General features: G+C 63.7%; 20 protein-coding genes and 1 tRNA gene. 11 read left to right on the top strand and 10 right to left on the bottom strand.

Annotated features, from left to right (window positions below):
* Positions 1-2: 2 nt before the first annotated feature.
* The gene (gene fliM / locus FHS84_RS20730; RefSeq protein WP_166937452.1) at positions 3-1,103 is read right to left on the bottom strand and encodes a flagellar motor switch protein FliM; all 1,101 of its coding nucleotides are present in this window, start codon (positions 1,101-1,103) and stop codon (positions 3-5) included.
* A 22-nt stretch (positions 1,104-1,125) separates the two neighbouring features.
* Positions 1,126-1,665, bottom strand: a complete 540-nt coding sequence (locus FHS84_RS20725) for a flagellar basal body-associated FliL family protein (protein ID WP_166937451.1) — start codon at positions 1,663-1,665, stop codon at positions 1,126-1,128.
* Between the two features lie 99 nt (positions 1,666-1,764).
* On the opposite strand from FHS84_RS20725, the gene flgF reads away from it, so the two are divergent.
* Genes flgF through flgH form a run of 4 tightly spaced genes read left to right on the top strand, consistent with a single transcriptional unit; the run spans position 1,765 to position 4,644 of the window.
* Positions 1,765-2,616 (top strand): flagellar basal-body rod protein FlgF, encoded by an 852-nt coding sequence (gene flgF / locus FHS84_RS20720; protein WP_166937450.1) that lies wholly within the window; start codon positions 1,765-1,767, stop codon positions 2,614-2,616.
* Positions 2,617-2,632: 16 nt separating this feature from the next.
* The gene (gene flgG / locus FHS84_RS20715; RefSeq protein ID WP_166937449.1) at positions 2,633-3,421 is read left to right on the top strand and encodes a flagellar basal-body rod protein FlgG; all 789 of its coding nucleotides are present in this window, start codon (positions 2,633-2,635) and stop codon (positions 3,419-3,421) included.
* Between the two features lies 1 nt (position 3,422).
* Positions 3,423-3,911, top strand: coding sequence for a flagellar basal body P-ring formation chaperone FlgA (flgA, locus tag FHS84_RS20710; RefSeq protein WP_166937448.1), 489 nt, complete (start codon positions 3,423-3,425; stop codon positions 3,909-3,911).
* A gap of 10 nt (positions 3,912-3,921) precedes the next feature.
* Positions 3,922-4,644 carry a flagellar basal body L-ring protein FlgH gene (gene flgH / locus FHS84_RS20705; RefSeq protein WP_208394009.1) on the top strand — a complete coding sequence of 241 codons (723 nt, stop codon included), beginning with the start codon at positions 3,922-3,924 and terminating at the stop codon, positions 4,642-4,644.
* 77 nt (positions 4,645-4,721) lie between these two features.
* Here flgH and dksA read toward each other — a convergent pair whose 3' ends face one another.
* Positions 4,722-5,138, bottom strand: coding sequence for an RNA polymerase-binding protein DksA (gene dksA, locus FHS84_RS20700; RefSeq protein WP_166937447.1), 417 nt, complete (start codon positions 5,136-5,138; stop codon positions 4,722-4,724).
* Between the two features lie 372 nt (positions 5,139-5,510).
* Between dksA and FHS84_RS20695 the strand changes: the two genes are divergently transcribed.
* Positions 5,511-5,587 (top strand) — tRNA-Met (locus FHS84_RS20695).
* A 110-nt stretch (positions 5,588-5,697) separates the two neighbouring features.
* Positions 5,698-9,132, top strand: coding sequence for a trifunctional glycoside hydrolase family 18/polysaccharide deacetylase/glycosyltransferase family 2 protein (locus FHS84_RS20690; protein WP_166937446.1), 3,435 nt, complete (start codon positions 5,698-5,700; stop codon positions 9,130-9,132).
* Positions 9,133-9,166: 34 nt separating this feature from the next.
* Here the strand turns inward: FHS84_RS20690 and FHS84_RS20685 are convergent, their stop codons facing one another.
* The 3 genes from FHS84_RS20685 to FHS84_RS20675 all read right to left on the bottom strand — a co-directional run bounded on the left by FHS84_RS20685 (position 9,167) and on the right by FHS84_RS20675 (position 13,367).
* Positions 9,167-10,555 carry a 6-pyruvoyl-tetrahydropterin synthase-related protein gene (locus tag FHS84_RS20685; protein ID WP_166937445.1) on the bottom strand — a complete coding sequence of 463 codons (1,389 nt, stop codon included), beginning with the start codon at positions 10,553-10,555 and terminating at the stop codon, positions 9,167-9,169.
* On the bottom strand, positions 10,552-12,096 hold the full coding sequence (locus FHS84_RS20680) for a hypothetical protein (RefSeq protein ID WP_166937444.1): 1,545 nt from the start codon (positions 12,094-12,096) through the stop codon (positions 10,552-10,554). Before FHS84_RS20680 ends, FHS84_RS20685 begins: the two co-directional genes overlap by 4 nt.
* A 101-nt stretch (positions 12,097-12,197) precedes the next feature.
* Positions 12,198-13,367, bottom strand: a complete 1,170-nt coding sequence (locus FHS84_RS20675) for an SAM-dependent methyltransferase (RefSeq protein ID WP_166937443.1) — start codon at positions 13,365-13,367, stop codon at positions 12,198-12,200.
* A 220-nt stretch (positions 13,368-13,587) separates the two neighbouring features.
* Between FHS84_RS20675 and FHS84_RS20670 the strand changes: the two genes are divergently transcribed.
* The 3 genes from FHS84_RS20670 to lpdA are packed head-to-tail and all read left to right on the top strand — an operon-like array spanning position 13,588 to position 17,616.
* Positions 13,588-14,709: a glycosyltransferase gene (locus FHS84_RS20670; RefSeq protein WP_166937442.1), complete on the top strand. Its 1,122-nt coding sequence runs from the start codon at positions 13,588-13,590 to the stop codon at positions 14,707-14,709.
* The gene (locus FHS84_RS20665) at positions 14,664-16,157 is read left to right on the top strand and encodes a glycosyltransferase family 39 protein (protein ID WP_166937441.1); all 1,494 of its coding nucleotides are present in this window, start codon (positions 14,664-14,666) and stop codon (positions 16,155-16,157) included. Before FHS84_RS20670 ends, FHS84_RS20665 begins: the two co-directional genes overlap by 46 nt.
* A 55-nt stretch (positions 16,158-16,212) precedes the next feature.
* On the top strand, positions 16,213-17,616 hold the full coding sequence (gene lpdA, locus FHS84_RS20660; protein ID WP_166937440.1) for a dihydrolipoyl dehydrogenase: 1,404 nt from the start codon (positions 16,213-16,215) through the stop codon (positions 17,614-17,616).
* Positions 17,617-17,808: 192 nt separating this feature from the next.
* Here lpdA and FHS84_RS20655 read toward each other — a convergent pair whose 3' ends face one another.
* The 3 genes from FHS84_RS20655 to FHS84_RS20645 form a co-directional block, all read right to left on the bottom strand.
* Complete coding sequence (locus FHS84_RS20655; RefSeq protein ID WP_166937439.1) at positions 17,809-18,840, bottom strand: SMP-30/gluconolactonase/LRE family protein; 1,032 nt, start codon at positions 18,838-18,840, stop codon at positions 17,809-17,811.
* A gap of 118 nt (positions 18,841-18,958) precedes the next feature.
* Positions 18,959-19,690: a rhodoquinone biosynthesis methyltransferase RquA gene (gene rquA, locus FHS84_RS20650; protein ID WP_166937438.1), complete on the bottom strand. Its 732-nt coding sequence runs from the start codon at positions 19,688-19,690 to the stop codon at positions 18,959-18,961.
* A 193-nt stretch (positions 19,691-19,883) separates the two neighbouring features.
* Positions 19,884-20,864: a helix-turn-helix transcriptional regulator gene (locus tag FHS84_RS20645; RefSeq protein WP_166937437.1), complete on the bottom strand. Its 981-nt coding sequence runs from the start codon at positions 20,862-20,864 to the stop codon at positions 19,884-19,886.
* 275 nt (positions 20,865-21,139) lie between these two features.
* Between FHS84_RS20645 and FHS84_RS20640 the strand changes: the two genes are divergently transcribed.
* Entirely contained in the window at positions 21,140-22,843 is a 1,704-nt protein-coding gene (locus tag FHS84_RS20640) for a methyl-accepting chemotaxis protein (protein ID WP_166937436.1), read from the top strand.
* Between the two features lie 8 nt (positions 22,844-22,851).
* A complete protein-coding gene (locus FHS84_RS20635; RefSeq protein WP_166937502.1) occupies positions 22,852-23,715 on the top strand; it encodes a CheR family methyltransferase in 864 nt (287 codons plus the stop codon).
* 56 nt (positions 23,716-23,771) lie between these two features.
* On the opposite strand, the gene FHS84_RS20630 is transcribed toward FHS84_RS20635, so the two are convergent.
* Entirely contained in the window at positions 23,772-25,838 is a 2,067-nt protein-coding gene (locus FHS84_RS20630) for a beta-galactosidase (RefSeq protein ID WP_166937435.1), read from the bottom strand.
* Positions 25,839-26,007: the final 169 nt, after the last annotated feature.

The following is a 26,007-nucleotide window of genomic DNA, read 5'->3' as shown; positions in this document are numbered from 1 at the left end:
CCTTACAGGGCGCGGCTTGCGTCGGTACGTTCGATGGCTTCTTCGACCCGGACGGCGACCGAAGTACCGGCCCGTCCCATGCGGCCGCGCAGCAGCGGCACGCCGCGGCAGCGCAGCTCGATCTTCGACTCGGGCGAAGCATTGAGCAGCAAGGTCTCGCCGACCTGCATGTTCATGATCTTGTTGAGCGGCATCGTCTGTTCGTCGAGGATGGCGTCGATGTCGATGGTGGTCGACCACAGTTCGGTCGCCAGATGGCTTTCCCAGATCGAGTCGCGGCCGAACTTTTCGCCCATGAACTGTTGCAGCAGCAGTTTGCGGATCGGCTCGAGGGTGGCGTAGGGCAGCAAGAGTTCGGTGCGGCCGCCGCGGTCTTCCATGTCGACGCGCAGCTTGACCAGGATGGCGGCGTTGGCCGGCCGGGCGATGGCGGCGAAGCGCGGATTGGTTTCGAGGCGGTCGAGCTGGAAGGTGACCGGCGCCAGAGGTTCGAACGCCTGCACCATGTCCTGCAGGATCACTTCGATCATGCGCTGGACCAGGGTGCGTTCGATGGTGGTGTAGGGACGGCCCTCGATGCGCATCGCCGACGAACCGCGGCGTCCGCCCAGAAGCACGTCGACGATCGAATAGATGAGGTTCGAGTCGACGGTGAACAGGCCGTAGTTGTCGAGCTGTTCGGCGTGGAACACGGCGAGGATCGCCGGCAGCGGGATCGAATTGAGGTAATCGCCGAACCGGATCGAGGTGATGTTGTCGAGACTGACTTCGACGTTGTCGGAGGTGAAATTGCGCAGCGAGGTCGTCATCAGCCGGACCAGCCGGTCGAAGACGATTTCCAGCATCGGCAGACGTTCGTAGGAGACGAGCGTCGAGTTGATGATGGCGCGGACGCCGGACTTGTCCTGCACGGCGTCGGTGTTGACGTCGAAGCCGAGCAGCGAGTCGATTTCATCCTGGTTGAGGATGCGTTCGGCCGGCGCCGCCGCCGCGGCATCGTCGGTGCCGTCGTCGAGATCCGGAATCGGCGCCGCGGCCGCCGCCGCGAACGCCGCGTCGATCTCGGCCTGGCTGGTCATGGGTTTGTCGGTGTCGTCGGCCATTTACTCAACTCGCTGGTGCGGCTTACTGGATGATCATTTCTTTGAGCAGGACGTCGCGCACCTTGTAGGGGGCGGCGGCCACGTTGGTGCGGCGGACCAGTTCTTCCTTGAGGCGCATGATTCCGGCCGAGCCTTTGAGGTCGTCGGGCCGCAGTTCGCGCAAATAGCCCTGGAACTGGTCGCGGATGCGCGGCTTGAGCGCGTCGATACCGGCCTTTTCCTCGGGCGAGAACAGTTCGAGCTGGACGGACAATTTCAGATAGACCGGCGTGCCGTCCTGGCTCTGGATATTCACGATCATCTCGTCCATGTCGGCATAAGCGACGACCGGCGGAGTCGCGGGAAATTCGGGACCGCTTGCTTCGGCTTTGGACGCGTCGCTGCCGCTGAAGACGAAGAAATAAAGAGCCGCACCGCCGCCGCCGAGCACGAGCAGCAACGCCGCCGCTACGATGATGAGCAGCTTCTTGTTGCCGAGCAGTTTCTTAACGAAACCTTTCTTTTCGCCTTCGGCTGGCGCCTGGCCTTCCTGGGCCTCGGCTTCCGTATCCGTGTTGGCCATCGTCGTCCCTTCACTGGTGAACGGACGTTAGGCTGACGTGGTTAAGGAGTGGTTCAAATTTCGGCCACCGGCAGACTTATCCCGGCAGGATTTGCCGCCATGGGCGATCTTGATCCGGTTGGTTGCCGCGAATTGGCGGTTTATCGCGGATTTTGGCTGGCATGGGCCGTGCAACCGATGGAAGCGGCAGAGGACCAGAAAGGACCCCGACGCTCCATGGATAACGTCTCGCTCGTCAGTCTTTCCTATGAACTTGCGGCGCACCGCTCGATCGACGTGATTGCGAACAACATCGCGAACATGTCGACGCCCGGCTACAAGCGCGAGAGCGTCAAATTCGAGGAATACCTGCAGCAGCTCCGGCCTGCCCAAGGCCAGAAGGGCGGCCAATCGCTGAGCTTCGTCAAGGATGCCGGCGTGATGCACGATATGTCGGCGGGACGAATGGAGCCCACCGGGTCGCCGTTCGACCTCGCCATCGGCGGCGACGGCTATTTCGCGGTCCAGACCACGGCCGGCGAGCGCTATACCCGCAACGGGCATTTCACCCTCAACCAGGATGGTATCATCGTCACCGAGCAGGGCGATCAGCTCCTCGGCGATGGCGGTCCGATCACCATCACGGCCGACGACGGCGACATTACTTTCGGGTCCGACGGCACCGTCACCGGCCGCCAGGGCCAGCTCGGCAAGCTGCGTCTGGTCGATTTCGCCGATTCGCGCGCTCTCACCAAAGAGGGCAGCAGCCTTTACGCCACGACGCAGACGGCCAATCCGGCCGCCAATGTGACGATCGCCCAAGGCATGTTGGAAAGCTCCAACGTGCAGCCGGTCGTCGAAATCTCGCGCATGATCGAAGTCATGCGGGCCTACGAAGCAACCTCGACACTGGAAAAGGGCTCTTCCGACATGAAGCGCCAAGCCGTCCAGAAGCTCGGTTCGGTGCAGTAAGTTAAGGAGTGAAGTGATGCGTGCCCTTTCCATTGCCGCCACCGGTATGCTGGCTCAGCAGACCAATGTCGAAGTCATCGCCAACAACCTGGCGAACATGAATACCACCGGATACAAGGCCCAGCGGGCGGCGTTCCAGGATCTGCTCTATCAGAACATCCAGCAGGCCGGCGCCCAGTCGTCGGATACCGGAACGCTGTTGCCGTCGGGCATTCAGATCGGCACCGGTGTGCGCACGGCGGCGATCTATCGCATGACCAAGCCCGGCGACATGAACCACACCAACAATACCTACGATGTGGCGGTCAACGGGGCGGGCTATTTCCGCATCCAGTTGCCGGACGGCACCGACGGCTACACCCGCGACGGCAATTTCCAGCTCTCGCCGGAAGGCCAGCTCGTCACCCAGCAGGGTTATGTGGTGCAGCCTGGCATCGCCATTCCCACCAACGGCACGGCGACGACCATCAACTCCCAAGGCCAAGTGCTGGTGACCATTCCGGGCCAGACCGCGCCGCAGCTCGCCGGCCAGCTCGAACTGACGCGTTTTCCGAACGATGCCGGTCTTCGCGCCCTCGGCGACAACCTCTTTGCCGAAACCCCGTCGTCGGGCGGACCGCAGGCCGGCGTTCCCGGCTCGACCGGTTACGGCACCATCCAGCAGTACTTCCTGGAAACCTCCAACGTCGATGCGGTGAGCGAAATCTCGTCGCTGATCACCGCCCAGCGCGCCTACGAAATGAATTCGAAGGTGGTGTCCACCGCCGATCAGATGCTGGCGCAAACCGCCAAACTGGGAGCCTGACATGATGCGCTTCTGGCTGTTCGCTTTCGCCCTGATCCTCACCTATCCGGCTTTCGGCGGCGTCCGCGTCGTGGTGCCGAATCGCGACATCGCGCGCGGCCAAGTGATCGCCGAAGCCGACATGACCTACACCCAGATCAACGGCCAGGTGATGGCCGGGATCGCCACTTCGCTCGGCGATGTCGTCGGTCTCGAAACCCGCCGCACCCTGCGCGCCGGCGAGACCTTGCGCCTGTCCGATCTGCGTCATCCCGTCCTGGTCGCCAAAGGTTCGACCGTGACCATGGTGTTCGAGGCGCCCGGCGTCGTGCTCACCGCCACCGGCCGCGCCATGAGCGAAGGCGGTCTCGGCGAGACCGTGACCGTCCAGAATCCGGCCTCCTACCGCCAGATCAGCGGCATCGTCGTCGGCCCCGGCCAAGTGCAGGCGCAGGTCGGCGGTGCCCTGAACCCGTCCGCCGGCAACCGCTTCGCTGCCATCCGTCGCTGAGGATTTTCCCATGTTGATGCGTAATCTCCTCGTTCTGGTCTCGGCGGCGGTCCTCGCCGCAGGGTGCTCCACCGTCGATCGTCTCGAAGATCTCGGCAACGGCGGACCCAAGCTCGCCGGCATGACCAACACTGCGCCGCAAGTGTCGGTGCCGATGCCGCAGCCGCCGGCCGAACCCAAGGGCCGCGCCTCGCTATGGCAGCCGGGCGCCCGCTCCTTCTTCCACGATCCGCGCGCTTCGCGCGTCGGCGACATTATTACCGTCAACGTCGCCGTGGCCGACACGGCCAAGCTCTCGAATTCCACCACCCGCGGCCGGACCAATTCCGAGAACGCCTCGATGAACAATCTGTTCGGCCTCGAGAACGTGATGCCGGGCGTCGGCCTGACACCGGGCAGCCTGGTCAAGATGGGCTCGGACAATTCCAACGTCGGCACCGGAGCGGTGAGCCGTTCGGAAACGATCAACATGACCCTGGCCGCGCTGGTCACCCAGGTGCTGCCCAACGGAAATATGGTGATCGCGGGCCATCAGCAGATGAAGGTCAACGGCGAACTGCGCGATCTCACCGTGTCGGGCATCGTGCGCACCGAAGACATCACCAGCGCCAACACCATCGACCTGACCCAGATCGCCGAAGCGCGCATCAATTACGGCGGCCGCGGAACGGTCAGCGACGTGCAGCAGCCGCGTCTGGGCAGCCAACTGCTCGATATCCTGATGCCTTGGTAACGGGGGGAGTGCAGCAAAAAGGGCCCGATCGGTTCGTCCGGCCGGGCCCTTTTTCTGCTGTGCAGCGGATGTCCGCTTCAGTCGTCGCGATAGACCTTCTCGCGCCGTTCGTGACGCTCCTGGGCTTCGATCGACAACGTGGCGATCGGCCTTGCGTCGAGGCGCTTCAGCGAAATCGGTTCGCCGGTGTCTTCGCAGAATCCATACGTGCCGTCTTCGATCCGCCGCAGTGCCGCGTCGATCTTGGCGATCAGTTTGCGCTGGCGGTCGCGGGTGCGAAGTTCGAGCTGGCGTTCGGCCTCGGTGGAGGCGCGATCGGCGAGATCGGCGTGGGGCACAGTTTCGGATTGTAGATTCTGGATGGTCTCGCGACTCTCTTTCAGAATCTCTTCCTTCCAGTTGAGAAGCTTGCGCCGGAAATACTCGCGCTGCTTCTCGTTCATAAAGGGCTCGCTTTCCGACGGCCGATAGCCAGGCGGAAGTGGGGTACCCATGCACGCTCCTTCGCAGTGCCGCTTGTCGGGGCGGGTTATAGCGGCGGTTCTCCGACGCTTCAATGACGATCACGGGATGACGTTAAGAAGAAAACCCAGGGAAATTCAATTTGTTGCCGAACGGGGCGGGCCTCTGCGTCAAGGTTGACGCGGCGGGACTCGCCCCACGGGCGACGGATGGGGAGACTCGGCTGCGGCGTGCGGCGGCGGCAAGTGGGCGGTGGCCGCGCCTGCCCGCTAAGGCGCCCTTGCGGTGCGACGAATTGGTCGTACGCGATTTCCAAATGGCCGCGCCCGGACGGCACCGGAAGTAGAAAAGCGGGGTGGACAGGGCAGATGGGATGGCCTATATCCGCCCACCCTTCAAGGCGACGCGGGGTGGAGCAGTCCGGTAGCTCGTCAGGCTCATAACCTGAAGGTCGATGGTTCAAATCCATCCCCCGCAACCAGCCTTGGATCGCAGTCCTCTTCGGTTAACGCGAATTTCATCCGGCGCATCTCGGATTGCGCCGTAATTCTTCTGCCTATAATCGAGGCTGGAGCCGCCGAAGACTGACCCATGGCCAATAAACCGATCTTCTTCGATGAAACGGGCCGCCGTGCCGCGCGCCTGTCCCGCTTGGGCTGGGCAGGGGCGATTATCAGCACCCTGCTCGGTGTCGCCTTTCTGGGCTCGATCCTGGTCAGTCAGGAAAGCGCCAGTCCCGACCTCAAGACCAAGCTCACTCCTTACAATACCAAGCTGGAGCGGCGGGCGGTCGACCCGAGCCAGCTGAAGTCCGCGGCCCATCTGGCTGCCGAAGCCCGGCACCGTCAGGCGCTGGTGAAGGGGTGGAAGGATCGTCTGGCCCGCCAGCATGTGCCGTCGCGCGATCTGGCGGCCGCATTGCGTCCGCGTACCGACCGGCCGCTGGCCATGGGCTTCTACGATTCCTCCGATAATACCGACACGTCCTATCCGGCGCTGAAGCGGGCGCTGTGGAAGCTCGACTGGTTTCTGCCGAGCTGGCTGACGCTGTCCGGCCCCGACATGGCGATGCGGGTCTCGGTCGATCAGGAAGCCCTGAAGCTGGTGCGGACCGAGCGGCCCGGCCTGCCGATCCTGCCGCTGGTGCAGAACATCGCCGACGGCGAATGGGACGGGGCCAATCTCGCGCACATGCTGGCCAATCCGGGCCGCCGCGCCGCGCTGGAACAAAATCTCATCGCCTTCGTGCGCAACGGCAAATACCAGGGTCTGGTGATCGATTTCGAGGCGGTGCCGCCGGCGGCCTACGACGATCTCGATCAGTTTCTCAAGGACATGTCGGCCGCGTTCGCGCCCAATGGCTGGGTGCTGGTGCAATGCGCGCCGTTCGAAGAGGATTCCTGGCCCTACGCGCGGTTCGCCAAGTCGCTCGATTACACCGTCCTGATGGCCTACGACCAGCACGACGAGACCGGCACTGTCGGCCCGATCGCCGGCCAGTCCTGGTTCGAGACGATGCTCGACAAGCGGATGAAGGACCTGCCGCCGGGCCGCACCATCATCGCGGTCGGCAGCTATGCCTACGACTGGTACGGCCAGGATCTGGCCGACACGCTCACCTTCCAGGGCGCGATGGTGATGGCGCGGGATTCGAGTGCGCGGGTCATGTTCGATCCGGACTCGAACAATCCGCATTATACCTACATCGAGGACGATCACGTCCGGCATGACGTCTGGTTCCTCGACGGCGTGACCGTGTTCAACCAGGTCCATTCGGCCGATGTGTTCCAGCCGGCCGGCTATGCCTTGTGGAAGATCGGCAGCGAAGACCCGACCATCTGGTCGGTGCTCGGGCGGCCGTACGGCGCGCCGGCCCCGGCGGGTCTGAAGCGGATCGCCACCAGCGAAGACGTCGATTTCGAAGGCTCGGGCGAAATCCTCCGGGTGATCGCATCGCCGTCGGCGGGCAGCCGCAGCTTCGAAACCGATCCGCAGACCGGCGACATCTCGGACGAGACCTACACCAAGATGCCGACCACCTACGTCATCCGCCGGGTCGGCGCGGTGCCGAAGACGCTGGCGCTGACTTTCGACGACGGTCCCGATCCGGCCTACACGCCGGCCATTCTCGATATCCTGAAAGAGAAGAACGTCAAGGCGACCTTCTTCATCATCGGCGCCAATGCCGAAGCCCATCCGGCGCTCTTGCAGCGCATCCTCGCCGAGGGTCACGAGATCGGCAATCACACCTTCACCCATCCCAATCTCGCCGAGACTTCGCCCGAAGCCGACCGGATCGAATACAACGCGACCCAGAAGCTGATCGAAGCGCTGACCGGCCGCAGGATGGTGCTGTTCCGTCCGCCGTATCTCGGCGACGCCGAACCGGTGAACAAGGACGAACTGGTTCCGGTGCAGATCGCGCAGGATCAGGGCTATCTCACCATCGGCGTGCACGTCGATCCGTTCGACTGGCAGCAGCCGTCGCTCGAAGAAATGATGCAGCGCATTCTGGCGTCGGTCGGCGATCCCGATCCCGAACGGCGTGGCAACATCATTCTGCTTCACGATTCCGGCGGCGACCGCGCCAAGACGGTGGAACTGCTGCCGGGGCTGATCGACGGCCTTCGGGCGCGCGGCTACAAGTTCGTGATGGTGTCCAAGCTCGCCGGCCTCACGCGCGACCAAGTGATGCCGCCGACCAAACCGAGTCTGACGCTTTACGCCAACCGCGTCGTGTTTCTGAGCCTGTCCTGGCTCGGCGCCATTCTTTATTACTGCTTCCTGGCCGCGATCTTCCTCGGCATCGCCCGGCTGATCATCCTGTGCGGACTGGCGTTGTGGAATCAGGCGCGCGCGCGCCGTCGCGACGATCCGCCGGCCCCCGAGCTGCAAACGCCGGTTACGGTCATCATTCCGGCCTACAACGAAGAGAAGGTGATCGCGGCGACGGTGACCCGGATCCTGGCGTCCGATTACAAGAACCTCGAAGTCCTGGTGATCGACGACGGCTCGCACGACCGCACCTCCGACGTGGTGAAAGAGCAGTTCGGCGACGTTGCCAGCGTCACCCTCATCACCATTCCCAACGGCGGCAAGGCGCGGGCGCTCAACCTCGGAATCGAACGGGCGCATGGCGAGGTCATCGTGGCTCTCGATGCCGACACCCAGTTCGACACCGACACGATTTCGCGGCTGGTGCGCTGGTTTGCCGATCCCTCGATCGGCGCCGTGGCGGGCAATGCCAAGGTCGGCAACCGCTTCAACATGATCACGCGCTGGCAGGCGCTCGAATACGTCGTGGCGCAAAATCTGGAACGCCGCGCGCTGGCGGCGCTCGGAACGCTGACGGTGATTCCGGGTGCGGTCGGGGCCTGGCGCCGGAAGGTGCTGCTCGATCTCGGCGGCTATCCCACCGATACGCTGGCCGAAGACCAGGACCTCACCATCCATCTGCAGCGCGCCGGTTATAAGGTGCATTTCGATTCCTCGGCGGTGGCCTGGACCGAAGCGCCGGCCACCTTCCGCACGCTTGCCAGGCAGCGTTTCCGGTGGGCCTATGGCACGCTGCAATGCCTGTGGAAGTACCGCGACATGACCTTCAGCAAGCGCTACGGCATGCTGGGCATGGTGGCGCTGCCGCAGGTCTGGATGTTCCAGATCATCCTGACGGCACTGGCGCCGGTCGCCGACCTTCTCCTGGTGTGGCAGCTCCTGACCCAATGGGTCGCCTACATCCAGCACGGATCGGAATACACCAACACCAATCTCGTCACCGTCGGCATCTATTATGTCGTGTTCACGCTGGTCGATCTCGGCGCGGCGGTGGTCGGCTTCCTGATGGAGCGGCGCGAGAACTGGAGCCTGTTGTGGTGGCTGATGCTGCAGCGCTTCGGTTATCGCCAGCTGATGTACTACGTCGTGATGCGCTCGATCTGGACCGCCTTGCGCGGCGCCGTGGTCGGCTGGGGCAAGCTGGAGCGTACCGGCACGGTGAATGACCGGAGCGCACCCGCAAAAGTGTGAAGCGGTTTTTCGATAAGGTGCGCGACTCCAAAACTCACTTCGGCACGTAGAAGGTTCCGAAGTCGTCGCTGTGGTGCAGGCGGTAGCTTTGCATCAGCGCCTGATAAACGTTCTCGCCGAGCGCATAAGGCTCGCCGGGATCGAACTGGATCACCGCGTACCGTTTGGCCTGCACGGCGCGGGCGACCTCCGCATCGCTGCGGGCACCGGTTTCAAACGCCTGGCCGACATTGAACATGTCGACCGCCACCGGCTTGCCGGCCCAATAGCAGAAGGCCAGCATTTCGCACAGGCCCAGTCCTTTTTGCGCCGCCATGAAGGCGATGTCGCCGTGCGCGATAAAGGCTTCCGCCTTGACGACCGGACGATCGAGATACGCCGCCTGCCAGTCCTTGTCGGTGGCGACGATGACGAAAAGAGGCGCGACCGCAATCGCCGCCGCCAGCGGGCGCTTCCAGCCGTCCAGCTTGTGGACCGCGAGCGCAAGACCAAGCCCGAGCGCGATATCGGCATCGAACATCACATTGGGATCGACCCCGGCGCCGCCGAGGAAATAGCTGCCGATGACGATCGCGACCGCCGCATAGAGCGCGACGAACCGCACCGCGCTTTCGCGCACGAACCACGCCAGCAGCGCCAGCGCGACAATCGCCGGAGCGGTCCACGACAGCCAGTGCAGAAGGGCGGCGGTGAGCTGATCGAGCGAATAGCCCCGCGCCGTGGCGACCACCGCGAACAGGCTGACGCCGTAACCGAGGCGGAAGGCCAAAAGGCCGGCGACCAGAAAGCCGAGACCGTATCCGGCAAGCTGAAACGCCCGCCGCCGGTCTTCGATCAACAGCCACAGGAAACTGGCGGCCGGCAACGCCACCACCGCATGCTTGACGAAGAACGCCGCCACGAACAGCGCAGCCGCCGCGGCAACGGCATGGCGCGAGGTCCGCATCAGTACGATCAGTCCGGCGAGCGATACCGCGTGCGCCAGAAGCTGCGGATCGTCCATGCCGACATAATCGGTGGTGACCAGCAATCCGGCGACGAACCACAGGGCAGGCAGCACGGCGATGTTGCGGGATGCACCCTGGCGCCGCGCGAATACCGTCATGGCAACACCGATCGCCGCCACGGCGAGAAGCGACACGATCCGGCCGGCGATGATATTGTCGCCCACCAGCAGTCCGACGAGTCCGACGACATAGAACGACAGCGGCGGATAATTGTTGACGAGATAGGCCTCGGGGCCGGGATAAAGCGCATGCCCGCTCATCAGCGCGGCGGTGTGATAGGCGTTCCAGCCTTCGTTGGGATCGAACGGAAACTGAAGCGGCAGAACCGTCAGCACCCGCCACAAGCCGACCGCGCACAACAGGCCCGTCAGCGCCGTAACGGCGATGAGAGCGTAGCGCGGCGTCGGCTTGGTCATAGCGTGGCGCAGAGTCCGGTGCGTTTGATCTTATAGAGCGCGAAGAAGCTGCCGTCATGGACGAGGCGCAGGAACGCCGGCACATCGGCCCGCTCGCCGCCGCCATGGATGATCAGCGCGTAATCGAAGTGGCATTGATAGAATTTGAGATAGGGATAGTTCTCGTCGATGTCGGGATCGTTTTCGGTGAGGCCGAGAGCGAGATCGGAAAGCTCGGTGACGTCGGGCGGCGAGCCCTGCTTGGCGGTCGCCGCGGCGATGCGGTCGTACGGCGGCTTCACTTCGATGACATGCTGGCCTTTGGTGGCGAACATCAAGGGCGTGAAGGCGGCGCGGTCGACGATGGCGAACTCCGCCATGTGCCAATAGGGCGGGTCGGAGAGGTCGCTCAAGGCGTCGCCGTCGAGCACGGTGAAGATTTTCGCGCCGCGCGGCATTTCGCGGATGGCGGAGCGGAATTCCTGGTACTGACGGTCGTAGCCGCTCCAGCTCTGGATCAGGAAGGCGGCATTGAGGGCGGCAAGCAGCACCACGCCGGCGCCGTAGGCCATCTTGAGGCGATCGCCGGTGCGCAGTTCGAGGCTGGCGAAGGTGATGACGCCGAGCACCGGCGGCAGCCGCATGTCGACGCCCCAGCCGCCCAGCGCCCATTCCGGCGCCACCAGGGTCAACGCCGCCAGCACCAGCACCACCAGTTTCAACGCCGGATGGATGCGCAACTTGCCGTAGGCAAGTCCCGCCAGGATCAGGATCGCGAGGCCGCCGATGACGAGATAGGCCGGATCGGAGAACGCCCATTGCGCTGCGCTGCCGAACCGGTCGCCGATCGAGTCGGCATAATTGAATTCGACGCCGCCGCCTTCGCCGCCCGCCGACTTGAAGAACAGCGACAGCAAGCCGGCCGGCAGGAAGACGATCACCATCGGCAGCGCCCGCCGGGCCAGGGCGCGTCCCGTGAGATCACGCTCGCGGATCGCCGCGGCCAGTTCGTAAAGGCCGATCAGCGCCACCAGGATGCAGACGCCGAACAAATGGCAGACATAAAGCGCCACCACCGCCAGGGTGAAGCCGATGAGCATCGGCCAGGTCCGTTTGCCTTTGGTGACGATCCAGGCGGCGAAGAGGATGAAGGCGAAGCCGGCCGCAAAGGTGTAGTTGAGGAAACCCCAGGTGAAGTTGGCGTTGGTGGCGAAGAGCGCGCCCGCAAGCGGCGCGACGCCGATGCGTCCGGTCACCGCGCGCTGGATCAAGGCAGCTCCGGTGGTCCATAGCGCGATCGCGACGGTCAAGAACACCTTCACCGCGATTTCGAGCGGCAGGACGGTGGCCAACAGCGGCACCAGGATGTCGGAGGCGAGATTGGGCACCAGCCGCCAATGCACGGCATAGAATTCGGACGCACCGCCGCTGATGAGATGGTAGCCGGCCAGATGCGCCGGGTAATCGGGCATGGCCGGCGCGCCGACGCACCACAACGGAAGGATGAACAGGGCCGTCACCACTCCTAAAGCGACGATCGGCCAGTCTCGCGATGCTTGCATGGGTCCCCTCCGGCGGATGGGCCGGAAGCGCCCGTGTTAGCACGTCCGCAACGGCCCGTCACAGTGCGACGGAGAATCCCTTAATCCAATGATCGGATAAATTACGCGTGGACCAGTTCCACCTGCACGACGTCGGTGCGCCCGACTTCGAACGCGGCGGCGCAGATGGCGAGATAGTACTGCCAATTGCGCAGGAAGCGGTCGTCGTGCCCCATCGCCTTGATCTCGGGCGTCTTCGCGGTCATGCGGGCCGACCATTCGCGCAAGGTCCGGGCGTAGTCCTTGCCGAACGCGAACTGGTCCACCACCTTGAGCCCCGCTTTCTCCGCCTCTTCGCGGAAACGCGCCAGCGACGGCAGCATGCCGCCGGGAAAGACATAGTGGCGGATGAAATCGCTCCTCAAACGGTACATCGAAAACAGCTCGTCGCGCACCGTGATGGTCTGGACGATGGCGCGGCCCTCGCGCGACAGCCGTTCGGCGATGGTGCGGAAATAGGACGGCCAATACTGCTCGCCGACGGCTTCGAACATTTCGATCGAGACGATCGAGTCGAAGCGGCCTTTGGCCTTGCGGTAGTCTTCGAGCAGGATGTCGGCGGCGCCTTTCAGCCTTTCGCTGGCGAACTTGAACTGCGACGGCGAAATCGTGAGGCCGGTGACCTCCCGCCCGTAGGCCACGGCCTTTTCGGCAAAGCCGCCCCAGCCGCAGCCGATTTCGAGCACCGATTTTCCGCTTTTGGCGATGCGCTCCAGGATGCGCTCGTATTTGTTCGCCTGCGCGGTTTCGAGTGTCGGCGCGCTGCCGGCGAACAGGGCGGAGGAATAGGTCATGCTCTTGTCGAGCCACAGCGCATAGAAATCGTTGCCGACGTCGTAATGGGCTTCGATGTTGCGCTTGGCGCCGCCGAGCGAATTGCGCCGGACGAAGCGGTCCGAGATGACCAGCGCCATGCGGCTCAAGAATCCGCCATGGGCGAGATTGCCGAGCGCGTCCATGTTGAGCAGGAACAACTGGACGAGTTTGTCGATGCTGTCGGTCTCCCAGGCGCCGTCGATGTATTCCTCGCCGAGCGCGATATCGCCGCGCTGCACGATGCGCCGGAGCACGCTCCAGTCGCGGATGGCAAAGCGCGCCGTAGGGCCGGGCAGGGGGCCTTTGGCGATGCGCGAGGTGCCGTCCGGAGCAACGAATTCGAGCGTGCCGCATTGAAGACGCGACAGGACGTCGTACCAGCGCTTTTCCACGAACGAATCGGCGAGTCTCAGCATGGCCATCCCCATAAGGCGTGACGTTCTGCCGCTCCTTTATACCGTCCGGACTGCGGTGCCGGAACCGAAATTGTACTTCACCGCGTCCTGGCCTACCTCTGGTAAGCTTTCGTAATAACCTGATATACCGAGGAAAATCCGAAGATAGCCGCAGCGGCCGGCGGACACTTGACCTCGGCGCGCGGTGCGCTCACTAACCCGCCCCTCAAAGGTGAGGCTCATGACTTTCGCCAGTGTCGATACGCCCGTGCAGGGCAAGGAAGTTCAGCTTTCCGTCGTCATCCCGACCTACAACGAGCGCGGCAACGTCGCCGAACTCATCAAGCGGCTCGATGCGACGCTCAAAGGCATCGCTTGGGAAGTCATCTACGTCGACGATAATTCACCCGACGGCACGGCCGATGCGGTGAAGACGATCGGGCGCACCGATCCGCGCGTGCGCTGCCTGAGGCGCGTCGGACGGCGCGGCCTCGCCGGCGCCTGCATCGAAGGTATCCTGTCGTCGGCGGCACCCTACGTCGCGGTGATGGACGCCGACCTGCAGCACGACGAAACCGTGCTGCCGGCCATGCTCGAGAAGCTGCAGTCCGGCAAATACGATCTGGTCGGCGCCACGCGCTATGTCGAGGGCGGCGATTCCTCGTCGTTCAGCGCGGCGCGGTCGAAGATCAGCCGCCTCGCCACCAAGATCACGCAAAAGGTGCTCGGCACCACGCTGTCCGATCCGATGAGCGGCTTCTTCATGATGCGCCGCGAGACGTTCGACGAAATGGCGCCGCGCCTGTCGCCGGTCGGATTCAAGATCCTCTTGGACATCGCCACCGCTACCGAAGGTCTTCGCATCGGCGAACAGCCGTATTCCTTCGGCACGCGCTTCGACGGCGAATCGAAGTTCAACATGCAGATCGGCGTCGAGTTCCTCGGCCTGGTGCTGTCGAAGCTGACCGGCGGTCTGGTCGATCCGCGCTTCATCTTCTTCGCCATCGTCGGTGCCACCGGCGTCGCGGTCAATCTCGGCATCCTCAATCTCGCATTGGTGCTGCATCCCTCGGCCGGGTTCGAATGGGCCAAGACGATCGCCACCGGCGTCGCGATGCTGTGGAATTTCGTGCTCAACAACAGCTTCACCTATCGCGACCGCCGCCTGAAGGGGCTGGGATTGATCCGCGGCTTCATCGGCTTCTGCCTGTTCGGCGCCATCGGCGCGGTCACCGATATCGGGCTGGCCTCGCAGCTTTACGTCCATCATGAAACATGGTTGGTTGCCGGCCTTGCGGGGTCGATCGTGGGCGTGCTGTGGAATTACGCGATGTCGAGCATGTTCATCTGGCGCACGCGCTGATCGCTGAAAAGCGTCTTGCGTTGGCGCTGGGAACGTTGTTCGTCCTGCGGCTGGTCGCAGGTGCGGTGTTGCCGCTGTCGTCCGATGAAGCCTATTACTGGCTGTGGTCGAAGCATCTGGCGGCGGGGTATTACGACCATCCGCCCGCCATCGCCTGGCTGATCGCTGCGGGCAGCGCCGTTTTCGGCCAGACCGCATTCGGCGTACGTATTGCCGGCATTCTTCTTTCTTTCGCTGCGACGTGGTTTGTCTGGCAGAGCGCCGCGATCCTGTTGAAGGATGCCAAAGCGGCGTTGCGCGCGGCGCTGCTCTTCAATCTGACCTTGATGGTCACGGTGGAGATGCTGGCCGCGACGCCGGATACGCCGCAGGTTTTCACCGCGAGCGTGTTCGTCTGGACGCTGGCCAAGCTTGTGCAAACCGGCAACGGCCGCTGGTGGATCGCCGTCGGCATCGCCGGCGGGCTGGGCCTGCTCTCGAAATACTCGACGCTGTTCCTGGGGCTCGGCGCGCTCCTCTGGCTGATCGGTTCGCCGCCGGCGCGGCGCTGGCTGGCCTCGCCGTGGCCGTATCTCGGCGCGGCCCTCGCGGGGCTCGTGTTTCTGCCCAACATCCTTTGGAACGCGCAGCATGGCTGGGCGACCTTCGGCTTTCAGTTCGGCCGCATCGCCGGCAACCACATCACGCTCAAATACCTCGGCGAACTGATCGGTTCCCAGCTCGTGCTGGCGACGCCGTTCGTTCTGGTGCTGGGCTTGATGGGCTTTGCCGCCGCCCGCCGCCGCGAACCCGAGCGGGCTTTGATCGCGGCGCTGCTGTGGCCCTCGATTGCCTATTTCCTGGTGCATGCGCTGCACGACCGGGTGCAAGGCAATTGGCCTTGCTATCTTTTCCCGGCGCTGGTCATCGCCGCCGTCGACGCCGCCCGCCGCACCGATTGGACCGGCTGGCGGGTTCCGGTGGTGCGCTGGTCGGCCAAGCTCGCCGTGCCGGTCGCCGCGGTCCTGGTGATCGCCGGATATGCCCAGGCGCTGCTAGGCGTCGTTCCGATGGGCCGCAAGGATCCGCTGGCGCGCCTGTTGGCGGTCGGCATGCCGGAGGTGGTGCGCGATCTCGGCGATCTCAAGGCCGCCAACCATGCCGAGCTGATCCTGACCACCGATTACGCTTCGACCGCCTGGTTCGCCTTCTACAGCCCGTTCCCGGTAGTCAGCCTGGGCGAGGACTATCGCTGGCCCAATTCACCGCCGCTCGGCGCCGCGGCGTTCGCCAAGCCGGCGCTTTACATCGCCGAACAGCGCCGCGATTTGCACGGGGAGGTGGCCGCGCAGTTCACCGACGTGAAGGCGATCGCCCAGATCGACCGCCAACGCCACGGCATTCCCATCGCCCATTATGTGGTTTACCGGGTGAGCGGCCTGCGCGCGGCATCCGGCCGAATGCCTTGAGAATTGTTCTAATAAAACCTATTTTGCGGCCGTCTCTTCGCGCGGGAAATCCGACATGGCCGATTCGTTTGATGCCGTCGTTATTGGCGGTGGACCCGGTGGCTACAACGCCGCCATCCGGTTGGGGCAACTAGGCCTCAAAGCCGCTTGCATCGACAAGCGCGGCCGCTTCGGCGGCACCTGCCTCAACATCGGCTGCATTCCGTCGAAGGCGCTGCTGTTCGCCTCCGAGCGCTTCGAAGAAGCCAAGAAGGAATTCTCCAAGATCGGCATCAAGGCCGAGGTCGCGCTCGATCTTCCCGGCATGATGAAACACAAGGACAAGGTGGTCGGCGAGCTGACCAAGGGCGTCGAGTTCCTGTTCAAGAAGAACAAGGTCGAGCCGGTCGTCGGCGAAGCCCGCATCGTGGCGTCGGGCAGGATCGAAGTGCGCGGGCCCGATGGTGCCGTCCGCACGCTCGAGACCAAGAACATCATCATCGCCACCGGTTCCGAGGTGATGCCGCTTCCCGGCGTCGCGGTGGACGAAGAGTGCATCGTGTCTTCGACCGGCGCGCTGGCGCTGAAACAGGTGCCCAAACGTCTTCTCGTGGTCGGCGGCGGTTATATCGGCCTCGAACTCGGCTCGGTGTGGCGCCGGCTCGGCAGCGAAGTGACGGTGGTGGAATTCCTCGACCGCATCACGCCCGGCCTCGACGGCGAAGTCGGCAAGGCGTTCCAGCGCATCCTCGCCAAGCAAGGCATGACGTTCAAACTGTCGACCAAAGTTGTCGGCGTGGAAAAAGCGGGCGACGTGCTGAAGGTCGCGATCGAACCGGCCGCCGGCGGGGCGCAGGAAACGCTCGAAACCGATGTGATGCTGGTGTCGATCGGCCGCCGTCCGTACACCGAAGGTCTCGGTCTGAAAGAGATCGGCGTCACGCTCGATCCGCGCGGCCGCGTCGTCACCGACAGCCATTACAAGACCAATGTGCCGGGCGTCTGGGCGATCGGCGATTGCCGCGAAGGCGCCATGCTGGCGCACAAGGCCGAAGACGAAGCCGTCGCGTGTGCCGAGCGCATTGCCGGGCGCGCCGGGCATGTGAACTACGATGCCATTCCTGCGGTGGTTTACACTGCGCCGGAAGTGGCCTCCGTCGGCAAGACCGAAGAGGAACTGAAGGCCGCCGGGATCGCCTACAAAATCGGAAAATTCCCCTTCACCGCCAATGCCCGCGCCAAAACCATCGCGGCGACCGAAGGCTTTGCCAAAATCATCGCCGACGCCGCCACCGACAAGGTGCTGGGCGTGCATATCATCGGACCGGAAGCAGGCAATCTGATCGCCGAAGCGACGCTGGCCATCGAATTTGGTGCCGCCTCGGAAGACATCGCCCGCACCTGCCACGCCCATCCGACGCTGACCGAAGCCGTGCGTCAGGCCGCGATGGGCGTCGAAGGCTGGACGATGCAGATGTGACTGTCATCCCCGGCTGAGCAAGCGTAGCGCAGCGAAGGGAAGGGGACCCAGGTGATCAAGCCTGAATGCCCTAAGTAATTATAGAAGAACGCCTGTGCGATACCTTCGGCATCGCGCGCGTGTTGCCACCTGGGTCCCCTTCCCCTCGCTCCGCTCACTTTCGTTCGCGGCTCTCGGCCGGGGATGACAGGTCTACCAGTTCACCCCTTTGGTCAGGAGTTTGACCTTCGCCACGATGTCGGTGGCGCAGATGAACAGCGTCGAGCCGTCCTCGCCGAACGCGCAATTGGGACTGGCGCGGCCGGTCACGTTGATGAGGCCGAGGAGTTTGCCTTCCTTCGACAGGACCAGGATGCCGCCGGGGCCGGCGACGAACAGATTGCCGTCCTGATCGACCTTGAGTCCATCCGGATTGCCTTTGGTTTCCGGCGCCATCAACGCGGTGAAGTCGAACAGCACCTTGGCGCTTTGCACCAGTCCGGTGGCGCCGAGCGCATAGGCCTTCAGCACCGGCCGGGTCTTGTCGGAATTGGTCACGTACAGCGTCGATTCGTCGGGCGACAGCGCGATGCCGTTGGGCCGCGTCAGCTCCTTGTCGATGACCGCCAGCGTGCCGCTCGGATCGAGCCGGTAGACGCCCGAGAACGGCAGTTCCTTGAGCGTCGAGGTGTCGCCATCGGCAAGGCCGTACGGCGGATCGGTGAAATAGATCGCGCCCGATTTGGCGACGACGAGATCGTTCGGGCTGTTGAGCTTCTTGCCTTCGTATTTGTCGGCCAGGATGGTCTTCTTCTTGGTCTTGAGGTCGACCTTGGCGATGGCGCGGCTGCCGGAATCGGCCATCACCAGAGCGCCGGCGGCGTCGATGGCAAGGCCGTTGGAACCGGGCTCGCGCAGCGCCGGATTGGGATCGCCGGCATAGCCCGAGGGCTTCATGAACTCGACCGGCGGTGCGCCCGCGGTCCACTTGTAGATCGTGTTGGTGCGCGGATCGCTGAACAAAAGATAGCCGCCGTCCTTCACCCACACCGGGCCTTCCGCCCAGGTGTAGCCCCAGCCGATCTGCTCGACCGGTGCGGTGACATCGACGAGGGCGTCGAGGGCGGCGCTCTGGCGGCGCACCATGCCGTAAGAGCCCGGCGCCGGTGCGGCAGCGAGCGGCAACGAGATCAGCGGCAGCGCTGCGCTGCTGGCAAGAACGGTGCGGCGCGAAATCAACGACATAGTACCCTCCCAACGGTCCGGCGGCGCGAACCCTACCCACCCGGCGCGCGCAACGGAAGCGCACCGTGGTGAATCCGGTGTAATCAATTCGCGTGTATCGTAAACGGGCGCGGCGCCGTCAACTCCGGCGAGTCGCGACGACCTTCTGATAGAAGCCGCCGAACACCGGGGTGTGGCGAACCGTCATGTCGGGCGGCAGCAGGTCCTTCAGCGGCTGGCGCATCAAGGACAGCGCGAACGGCTCCAGCACCGCCAGGAAGGGCGGCATCAGATAGCGCAGCGGATTCCACCAGGCCGGCGGGCCGTAATCGCAAATCACCAGCGTACCGTTGGGCTTCAATACCCGCAGCGCTTCGCGCAGAGTCTGGGCCCGCACCTCTTCCGGCTGCTCATGCAGCAGGAAGAACAGCAACACCTTGTCGTAGCTGGCGTTGGGCAGATTCAGTGCGGTCGAATCCATCCGCATCAGCCGCGTCGGGGACCGCTTGGGCAGTTTCCACTTGAGAGTGCGAAGCTGAATCGGCAACACGTCGATGACGTCGAGCTGACCGTCTTGCAGCGCTGCCCGTTTGGCGAGCTTGGGGGTGAGATTGCCGTAGACGCACGCGATCTGCAGCATGCGGCCGAGCTTCGGCGCTTCGAACTCCGCCAAGGCGGTGCGACGCATCCGGTTGTAGTTGCAGAGCAAAATCAGATTGATCAGCCACAGCCGGTCGAATACGCGCGGCGCTTTGGGATGGACATAGGCCCACCAGTAATGGCGCATCAAATAGTCCGGGACGGCTACATGCCCGTGATACGGGGCTGTCGCCGCCGCTGGGCTCAAGCTGTCGTCGTGACTACGGTCCATGGTCCTTTCCGCAGCGCGGTCACCCGCCAAAATGGGGGACGGGGGCGGATGTGCCAATGCGGCGGAATGGGCAGTAAGCCCTGTCGCCATGCGCAAATGGCCGCGGGCTGTCCGGTCGGACACTCGAATTGGAACAAACTGCCGCAGCGCTGTGATATTCGTGTGATCCGTATACGATATATCGCGTACGCGATCAGAAAACGCTCGGCAGCGACAAGAACACGTTGATGAGTTCGGCCTGGCTGTGGGCTCCGGTTTTCTTGAGCATGCTGCGAAGCTGAGTCTTCACGGTCGGAAGCGCCTTGCTGGCAAGGTGTGCCGCCTCGTGCAGCGTATAGCCGTCGAGCAGCAGCGCTCCCAGACGTTCCTCGGCGGGCGTGAAGCCGAACAATTCACCCAGCCGCGCCGTGATCAATTCTATCTCGCGCTGCATCTGCTTGACGGTGATGAGCACGAAGTGGCGGATAGGCGCCGTGGGAAGCAGTCCGGCGTCCGCTTTCACCGGCGCGAAGGCGAGACCATAGGGATGCTTCTCCGCCGGGCGGGCGACCAGCATGACGCCTTGTCGTCCGCCGGCGGCATCGCGCGCCAAGGCTTCCAGCCGTGCGGTTTCGAACGTGCGGCGGGCGCGCAAACGGCCTTTGTCTTCGATCAGGCCTTCGTTGCTTGCCAGAATGCCGTCGGCCGCGGGATTGCGCCAATGAATGCGGCACTCGGAGTCGACGACGAGAAGACCCTTCACCATGCTCCGCGCCAACTGGGTGCTGGCAAGACATCCGAGCGCGTCGCGGTTGGTGAGTAGTCCCAGGCTGTAGGCGGTCCTGAGGTGACGGCGAAGTCGCGACAGCATCGCCACGTCGTCGGGCGAAAACGGCGTGCGGTTCCGCCGGAACTGGATGCGTACCGGACCGCGCTCGTGCTCGCCGATATCGACCCACAACACATGGGTTTCGGCGCCGCGCTCGGAGATTTCCGCGGCATCCTTCACGACGGCGATGTCGTCGGCGTTGAGCAGTGCCTGAAGCGCTTCGCGTGCCGCCGGTATGCGGGCGCCGTCGATCTGCGCCTCGTAAATGAGCGCAATCGCCTCGCCGAATGCGGACAAGGGATCCCGTTCCTCCTGCCGGTCGGCGGGTTGGGCAGAGCGGCGTTTCAGGTCGGCAGCGGACGTCATGGCATTCGCGGGGCGGGGGCAAACCGTACGTACAGCCTACAATCTCCCGGTGCAAGACGGCGTAGGTACAATTACCATCATCCACTTGGATGAAGCCGGCCGGCGGCAACTTAAGCTGTTCTGTAACTCCCTCGCCCCATCCTCGCCCGCGGTGGGGAATATCGCGCTGGAGCGGGCGAACAAGATCCGTAACAGCGCCAACTTACCCAGCAACACGACGGGGCCGGCGTACGGCCGGTTCCCATGCCGGTCCATTCCCCGAAAAGGAGTAACGGATGAGATTGAACCTGAAGGTGAAGCTGGGTGCCGCGTTCGCGCTCGTCCTGGCGATGTCGACGGCCGGAATGTTGGTCGGATTGCAGAAGGCGAACGACCTGAACAACGCGTTCAACAATGCCGTCGACAACAACGTGGCGCGGATCGTGATGGCGGCCGACATCCGCAAAGACAATCTCAGGATCGCTTCCGACATCCGCGAAATGATCATTCTCACCGATCAGGCCGGGATACAGGACACCGGGCGGATCATCGAAGCCGAAGCGAACGACGCCAGAGCGAAGGCGAACCGCCTGCACGAGATTTCGAGCGCCGAAGGCAAGCCGGCCGTCGAGGCGTTTCTCAACAGCTTCGAAAGCTATATGCGGAGCATCAATCAGGTCGCCCAGTTTGCGCTCGCCAACAACAACGATGCGGCCCACAAGATCATGGTGGAACAGGCCCGTCCCCTGCGCAAAGTGGCCGATGCCGATCTGCAGAAGGTGATCGACCTCAATACCCGCGATTTGACCCAGGCCAAGTCCGACACCGACGTGATGTACGCCACGGCGCGGACCGTGCTGCTGACGCTCCTGATCGCGTCGACGCTGATCGCGCTTAGCGCGGCCGGCTGGATCATCCTGTCGATCAACCGCGCCGTGACCAGCGCCCTCGGACTCGCCAACGCGGTCGCGTCCGGCGATCTCAACGTGACGGCGCGGGCCACCACCAACGACGAGATCAAGGATCTCATCGATGCGCTCAACCGGATGGTGGAAAAGCTGAAGGACGTCATCGCCAACGTCACCACAGCGGCCAGCAACGTGGCGGCCGGCAGCCAGGAACTCTCGGCCGGTGCCGAACAGCTTTCCCAAGGTGCCACCGAACAGGCCTCGTCGACCGAAGAAGCCTCGTCCTCGGTGGAGGAGATGGCCGCCAACATCAAGCAGAACGCCGACAACGCGACCGAGACCGAGAAGATCGCCCGCCAGTCCGCCGAAGACGCGCGCGCCAGCGGCGCCGCGGTGAACAATGCCGTCACCGCCATGCAGACCATCGCCGAAAAGATCATGATCGTGCAGGAAATCGCGCGCCAGACCGATCTGCTCGCGCTCAACGCAGCGGTCGAGGCGGCCAGGGCCGGCGAGCACGGCAAAGGGTTCGCAGTCGTCGCCGCCGAGGTGCGCAAGCTCGCCGAACGCAGCCAGACCGCCGCCGCCGACATTTCCACCCTGTCCGGCGATACCGCCAAGGCGGCGCATGCGGCAGGCCAGATGCTCGACAAGCTCGTGCCCGACATCAAGCGTACGGCCGAACTGGTATCCGAAATTTCGGCGGCGAGCCGGGAACAGAATGTCGGTGCCGATCAGATCAATGCCGCGATCCAGCAGCTCGACAAGGTCACGCAGCAGAATGCCAGCGCTGCCGAGGAAATGTCGTCGACCTCGGAAGAACTCGCCGAACAGGCCGAACATCTGCAGGCTGCTATCGCCTACTTCCGTGTCGACGGACTGGTCTCCGCCGGACCGGCGCGCACGTCCCGTCCTGCAGCCAAGGTTGCGCACCTCGCCAAGCGGCCGCAGAAGTCGCCGGACGGCTTGCGCGAGGCAGTGATGGCGGCGGCGCCGCACATGACGCGCAGCCTCGCCGGCGGCGGTTTCGCGCTCGATCTGTCGGACGGCCGCGACGGACTCGACAACGAGTTCAAGCGTCAGGCGAACTGAGCGTGTCGATGCACTTCCGGGCGGAACACACGGCCGCACGCGCGCCGGTCCCGTCGAAGGGAACGGAGGATGTGCTGCCCGCCCGGACGTTCGAAAATCTGGCGCGGCGGGTGACCGAGCACACCGGCATCCGCCTTCCCGTCTCCAAGAAGCAGATGGTCGAAGGCCGGCTGCGAAAGCACGCGCATGCGCTCGGCATGGCTCTGACGGGCTACTGCGATTGGCTCCTGGCCGGCGATGCGCCGGAGGCGGAATTTCAGCGTGTGGTGGACGCGATCACCACCAACAAGACCGATTTCTATCGCGAGCCGGATCATTTCGAGCATCTTGCCGGATATGCCGTGCCGCAACTCTTGAAACACCAGCGTCCGCTTCTCAAGGTGTGGAGCGCGGCCTGTTCGACCGGCGCGGAAGCCTACACCATCGCCATGGTGCTGGCCGAACGCGCCGGCGCGCACCGGTTCCGCTTCGCGATTCTGGGCACCGACATCTGCACCACGGTGCTCGCCCAGGCGGAACGGGCGATCTACGACGCCGACGTCGCGACCGCGATTCCGGGACCGCAACACCGTTATCTGTTGCGCAGCCGCAAGGCCGACGACGTCCGGATCGTTCCGGAACTGCGCCGGCTGGTACGCTTTGCCCATCTGAATCTGATGGACGGCCGATATCCGGTCGACCGGGACGTCGATGTCATTTTTCTGCGCAACGTGCTGATCTATTTCGACAAGCCGACGCAAACCGCGGTGCTGCGCAAACTGCTTCGCCACCTGCATCCCGGCGGCTTTCTCTATCTCGGCCATTCCGAATCGATGATCGGCACCGAACTGGGCCTCAAGGAAGTCGGCCCCGCCGTCTTCCGGTGGAAATGAGCGGCCAAGAGATTCGCGTTTGAAACCCGTTCGCCGACGATGACGGCGGTCCGCGCCTACTGCAGCAGTCCGACGCCGTATCCTTGCAGCACCAGTTTGCCGCTGAACCGCTTGCCCGACAGCACATCGGTCTTCGTGCCGTGGATCGCGATCGAAACCGGTTTGGTCGTGCTGTTGACATAGAGCGTGCGGCCATCGACCACGCGCGCATAAACGCCGGCCGGCGTTTGGGGCCCGCGTGTGATGGCAAGTTGCGGATAGAGCGAGCGGACCAGCGGGCCGATCATCGAGGTCTGGCTTGCCGTCGCCAGATAGATCGCCTGTCCCTTGCCGTAGCGATTGATGGTGATCGCCGCGGATTTTTCCGGCGTGTTCTGGAATGTCGCCAGCGGCTTGGCGGTATCGAGTTCGAGCACTTCGTAATAGCGATCCTTCGCCGTCACCGTTTTGCTCCCGAATTTGATCTGGAGCGGCGTATCGGCGCGGTAAAACGCATTGGTGTGCAGGCCGAACACATCGGTCAGGCGGCCGGGGAGCGGTGTATCGAACCACTGGCCGCTCGCGTCCGCCTTGGCCGAATAGCCGGTCATGATCGCCGTGCCGCCGTTCTCGACATACCTGCGGACGGCGTTCGCGCTTTTCTCGTCCATCAGGTACTGGCCGGGAACGATCACCAGCTTGTATTTGGCGAGATCGGCATAAGAGAGCTTGACCACATCGGCATCGATATTGTCGGTAAAGAGCGGTTCGTAGGCGCCCTGTACCTGATCCATGTAGCCGGTCTTATAGTATTGCGTGACCGACGCGTGCTGGCCCGGCGTCGCGGTCACCATGGCGGAGTCGAAGGAGTAGGCGATCGCCACTTGCGGGGTATCCAGCCGCGGAAATCCCAGTTTCTCCAGGGTCGCGAACTCGCGGGATATCTGGGCGAATTCGTCCACCTTCCACGACGGCGTGTTGTCGTGATCGACAAGCCCGAACAGCGCCTGTTCCTCGCCGCCCAGATGCGAATTGAATGTCCAGGCCAATATCGTCTGCGCCTGATCGATCAGCGCCATATAGGCCCACATGCGGCTGCGGCCCTTGGCTCCATAATATCCGACGCCGCCGGCGGTGAATTCGTTGAACCAGATCGGCGTCTCGAGGTCGCCTTTGATCATGCGGGCCCCGAGGCTGGCGCCGACGGGTTCGCCCGGATAGAAGCCCTCGGCGCCGTAGGTCGCGTAATCGCGGTAGGATCCGAGATAGTCGAACGGCTTGGTCCAGGCGGTATCCCACAGGTTCGAGACCGCCGGCTTGTCGGGAACATTCTCTTTGCGGACGGCTTCGAGTTCCTTGAGCGCCGTAATGGTTTGGTCCGACCAGAACCGGCGCAGGTCGAGATAGCGTTCGGCGGGGCCGGGGCCGTCACCGTACGGCAGTTCCACTTCGTCCCAGGTGTTGATGTGGCGCGACCAGCGCTGGCTCGCCCATGCCTTGTTCAGGGCGTCGACCGATCCGTACTTCGCCTTCAGCCAGTCGACGAAGCGAAGCCGGTCGGCCGCCGAATACGACATGTAGGAATTGCCGAACTCGTTGTTGTAGCCGATCGCCATCAGGGCCGGGTGATGGGCATAGCGTTTGGTCAGCGTATCGGCCATGCGTACCGCCAGACGCCGGTAATCGGGATCGGTGATATTCTGCATATAGCGTTCGGCCGGATGAAGCGTGGTGCCGTTCTGCGTTACGAGATTGGCGCCGGGATATTTGTGGTGCAGCCAGGTCGGCGCCGGCTGGCCGGGAATGTCGAGAACCACTTTGATGCCGTTGGCGGCCATCTCGTCCATTACCTTGTCGAACCATTCGAAGGTGAATTGGCCTTCGGCCGGCTCGAACGAATCCCACGACAGATCGCCCATGCGCACCAGCTTGAAGCCCGCCTTCTTCATGATGGCGATGTCGCGATGGATTTCCTCAGGGCTGCGATCGACCGGTTGATAACAGGTGCCGACGAACAACTGGCCTTTGCCCGGCCATTCGGGATGACCGGCCGCGCTTTGGGCGTTCACGCCCGTCACGATGATTGATGCCGCCAGCAGCAGTGACGCGGCAAATGACGCGCGGCGACGAACGGACGGCTTCATGGCAACCTCATGCCTGCAAAACATCCAATATAACTGCAGTATGCATTGCCGCTTGTGAAGCGCCGGGTGGCTCCGGTTGGCTTTTGCAGGCCCCGGCAGGGCCGGCCGCGGTGCACGATGCGACCCGTTAGTGAACTCCAAATCCGTCCTGCAAGGCGCCAGTCCGGCT

The sequence above is a fragment of the Rhizomicrobium electricum genome, from assembly GCF_011762045.1.
Classification (GTDB): domain Bacteria; phylum Pseudomonadota; class Alphaproteobacteria; order Micropepsales; family Micropepsaceae; genus Rhizomicrobium; species Rhizomicrobium electricum.
This window is presented reverse-complemented; position numbering and strand designations above follow the sequence as displayed.

Bases quoted from the DNA above. Each gene is read 5' to 3' on its own strand.
- fliM (WP_166937452.1), bottom strand. From the start codon at position 1,103: ATGGCCGACGACACCGACAAACCCATGACCAGCCAGGCCGAGATCGAC.
- FHS84_RS20725 (WP_166937451.1), bottom strand. From the start codon at position 1,665: ATGGCCAACACGGATACGGAAGCCGAGGCCCAGGAAGGCCAGGCGCCA.
- flgF (WP_166937450.1), top strand. From the start codon at position 1,765: ATGGGCGATCTTGATCCGGTTGGTTGCCGCGAATTGGCGGTTTATCGC.
- flgG (WP_166937449.1), top strand. From the start codon at position 2,633: ATGCGTGCCCTTTCCATTGCCGCCACCGGTATGCTGGCTCAGCAGACC.
- flgA (WP_166937448.1), top strand. From the start codon at position 3,423: ATGATGCGCTTCTGGCTGTTCGCTTTCGCCCTGATCCTCACCTATCCG.
- flgH (WP_208394009.1), top strand. From the start codon at position 3,922: ATGTTGATGCGTAATCTCCTCGTTCTGGTCTCGGCGGCGGTCCTCGCC.
- dksA (WP_166937447.1), bottom strand. From the start codon at position 5,138: ATGGGTACCCCACTTCCGCCTGGCTATCGGCCGTCGGAAAGCGAGCCC.
- FHS84_RS20690 (WP_166937446.1), top strand. From the start codon at position 5,698: ATGGCCAATAAACCGATCTTCTTCGATGAAACGGGCCGCCGTGCCGCG.
- FHS84_RS20685 (WP_166937445.1), bottom strand. From the start codon at position 10,555: ATGACCAAGCCGACGCCGCGCTACGCTCTCATCGCCGTTACGGCGCTG.
- FHS84_RS20680 (WP_166937444.1), bottom strand. From the start codon at position 12,096: ATGCAAGCATCGCGAGACTGGCCGATCGTCGCTTTAGGAGTGGTGACG.
- FHS84_RS20675 (WP_166937443.1), bottom strand. From the start codon at position 13,367: ATGCTGAGACTCGCCGATTCGTTCGTGGAAAAGCGCTGGTACGACGTC.
- FHS84_RS20670 (WP_166937442.1), top strand. From the start codon at position 13,588: ATGACTTTCGCCAGTGTCGATACGCCCGTGCAGGGCAAGGAAGTTCAG.
- lpdA (WP_166937440.1), top strand. From the start codon at position 16,213: ATGGCCGATTCGTTTGATGCCGTCGTTATTGGCGGTGGACCCGGTGGC.
- FHS84_RS20655 (WP_166937439.1), bottom strand. From the start codon at position 18,840: ATGTCGTTGATTTCGCGCCGCACCGTTCTTGCCAGCAGCGCAGCGCTG.
- rquA (WP_166937438.1), bottom strand. From the start codon at position 19,690: ATGGACCGTAGTCACGACGACAGCTTGAGCCCAGCGGCGGCGACAGCC.
- FHS84_RS20645 (WP_166937437.1), bottom strand. From the start codon at position 20,864: ATGACGTCCGCTGCCGACCTGAAACGCCGCTCTGCCCAACCCGCCGAC.
- FHS84_RS20640 (WP_166937436.1), top strand. From the start codon at position 21,140: ATGAGATTGAACCTGAAGGTGAAGCTGGGTGCCGCGTTCGCGCTCGTC.
- FHS84_RS20635 (WP_166937502.1), top strand. From the start codon at position 22,852: ATGCACTTCCGGGCGGAACACACGGCCGCACGCGCGCCGGTCCCGTCG.
- FHS84_RS20630 (WP_166937435.1), bottom strand. From the start codon at position 25,838: ATGAAGCCGTCCGTTCGTCGCCGCGCGTCATTTGCCGCGTCACTGCTG.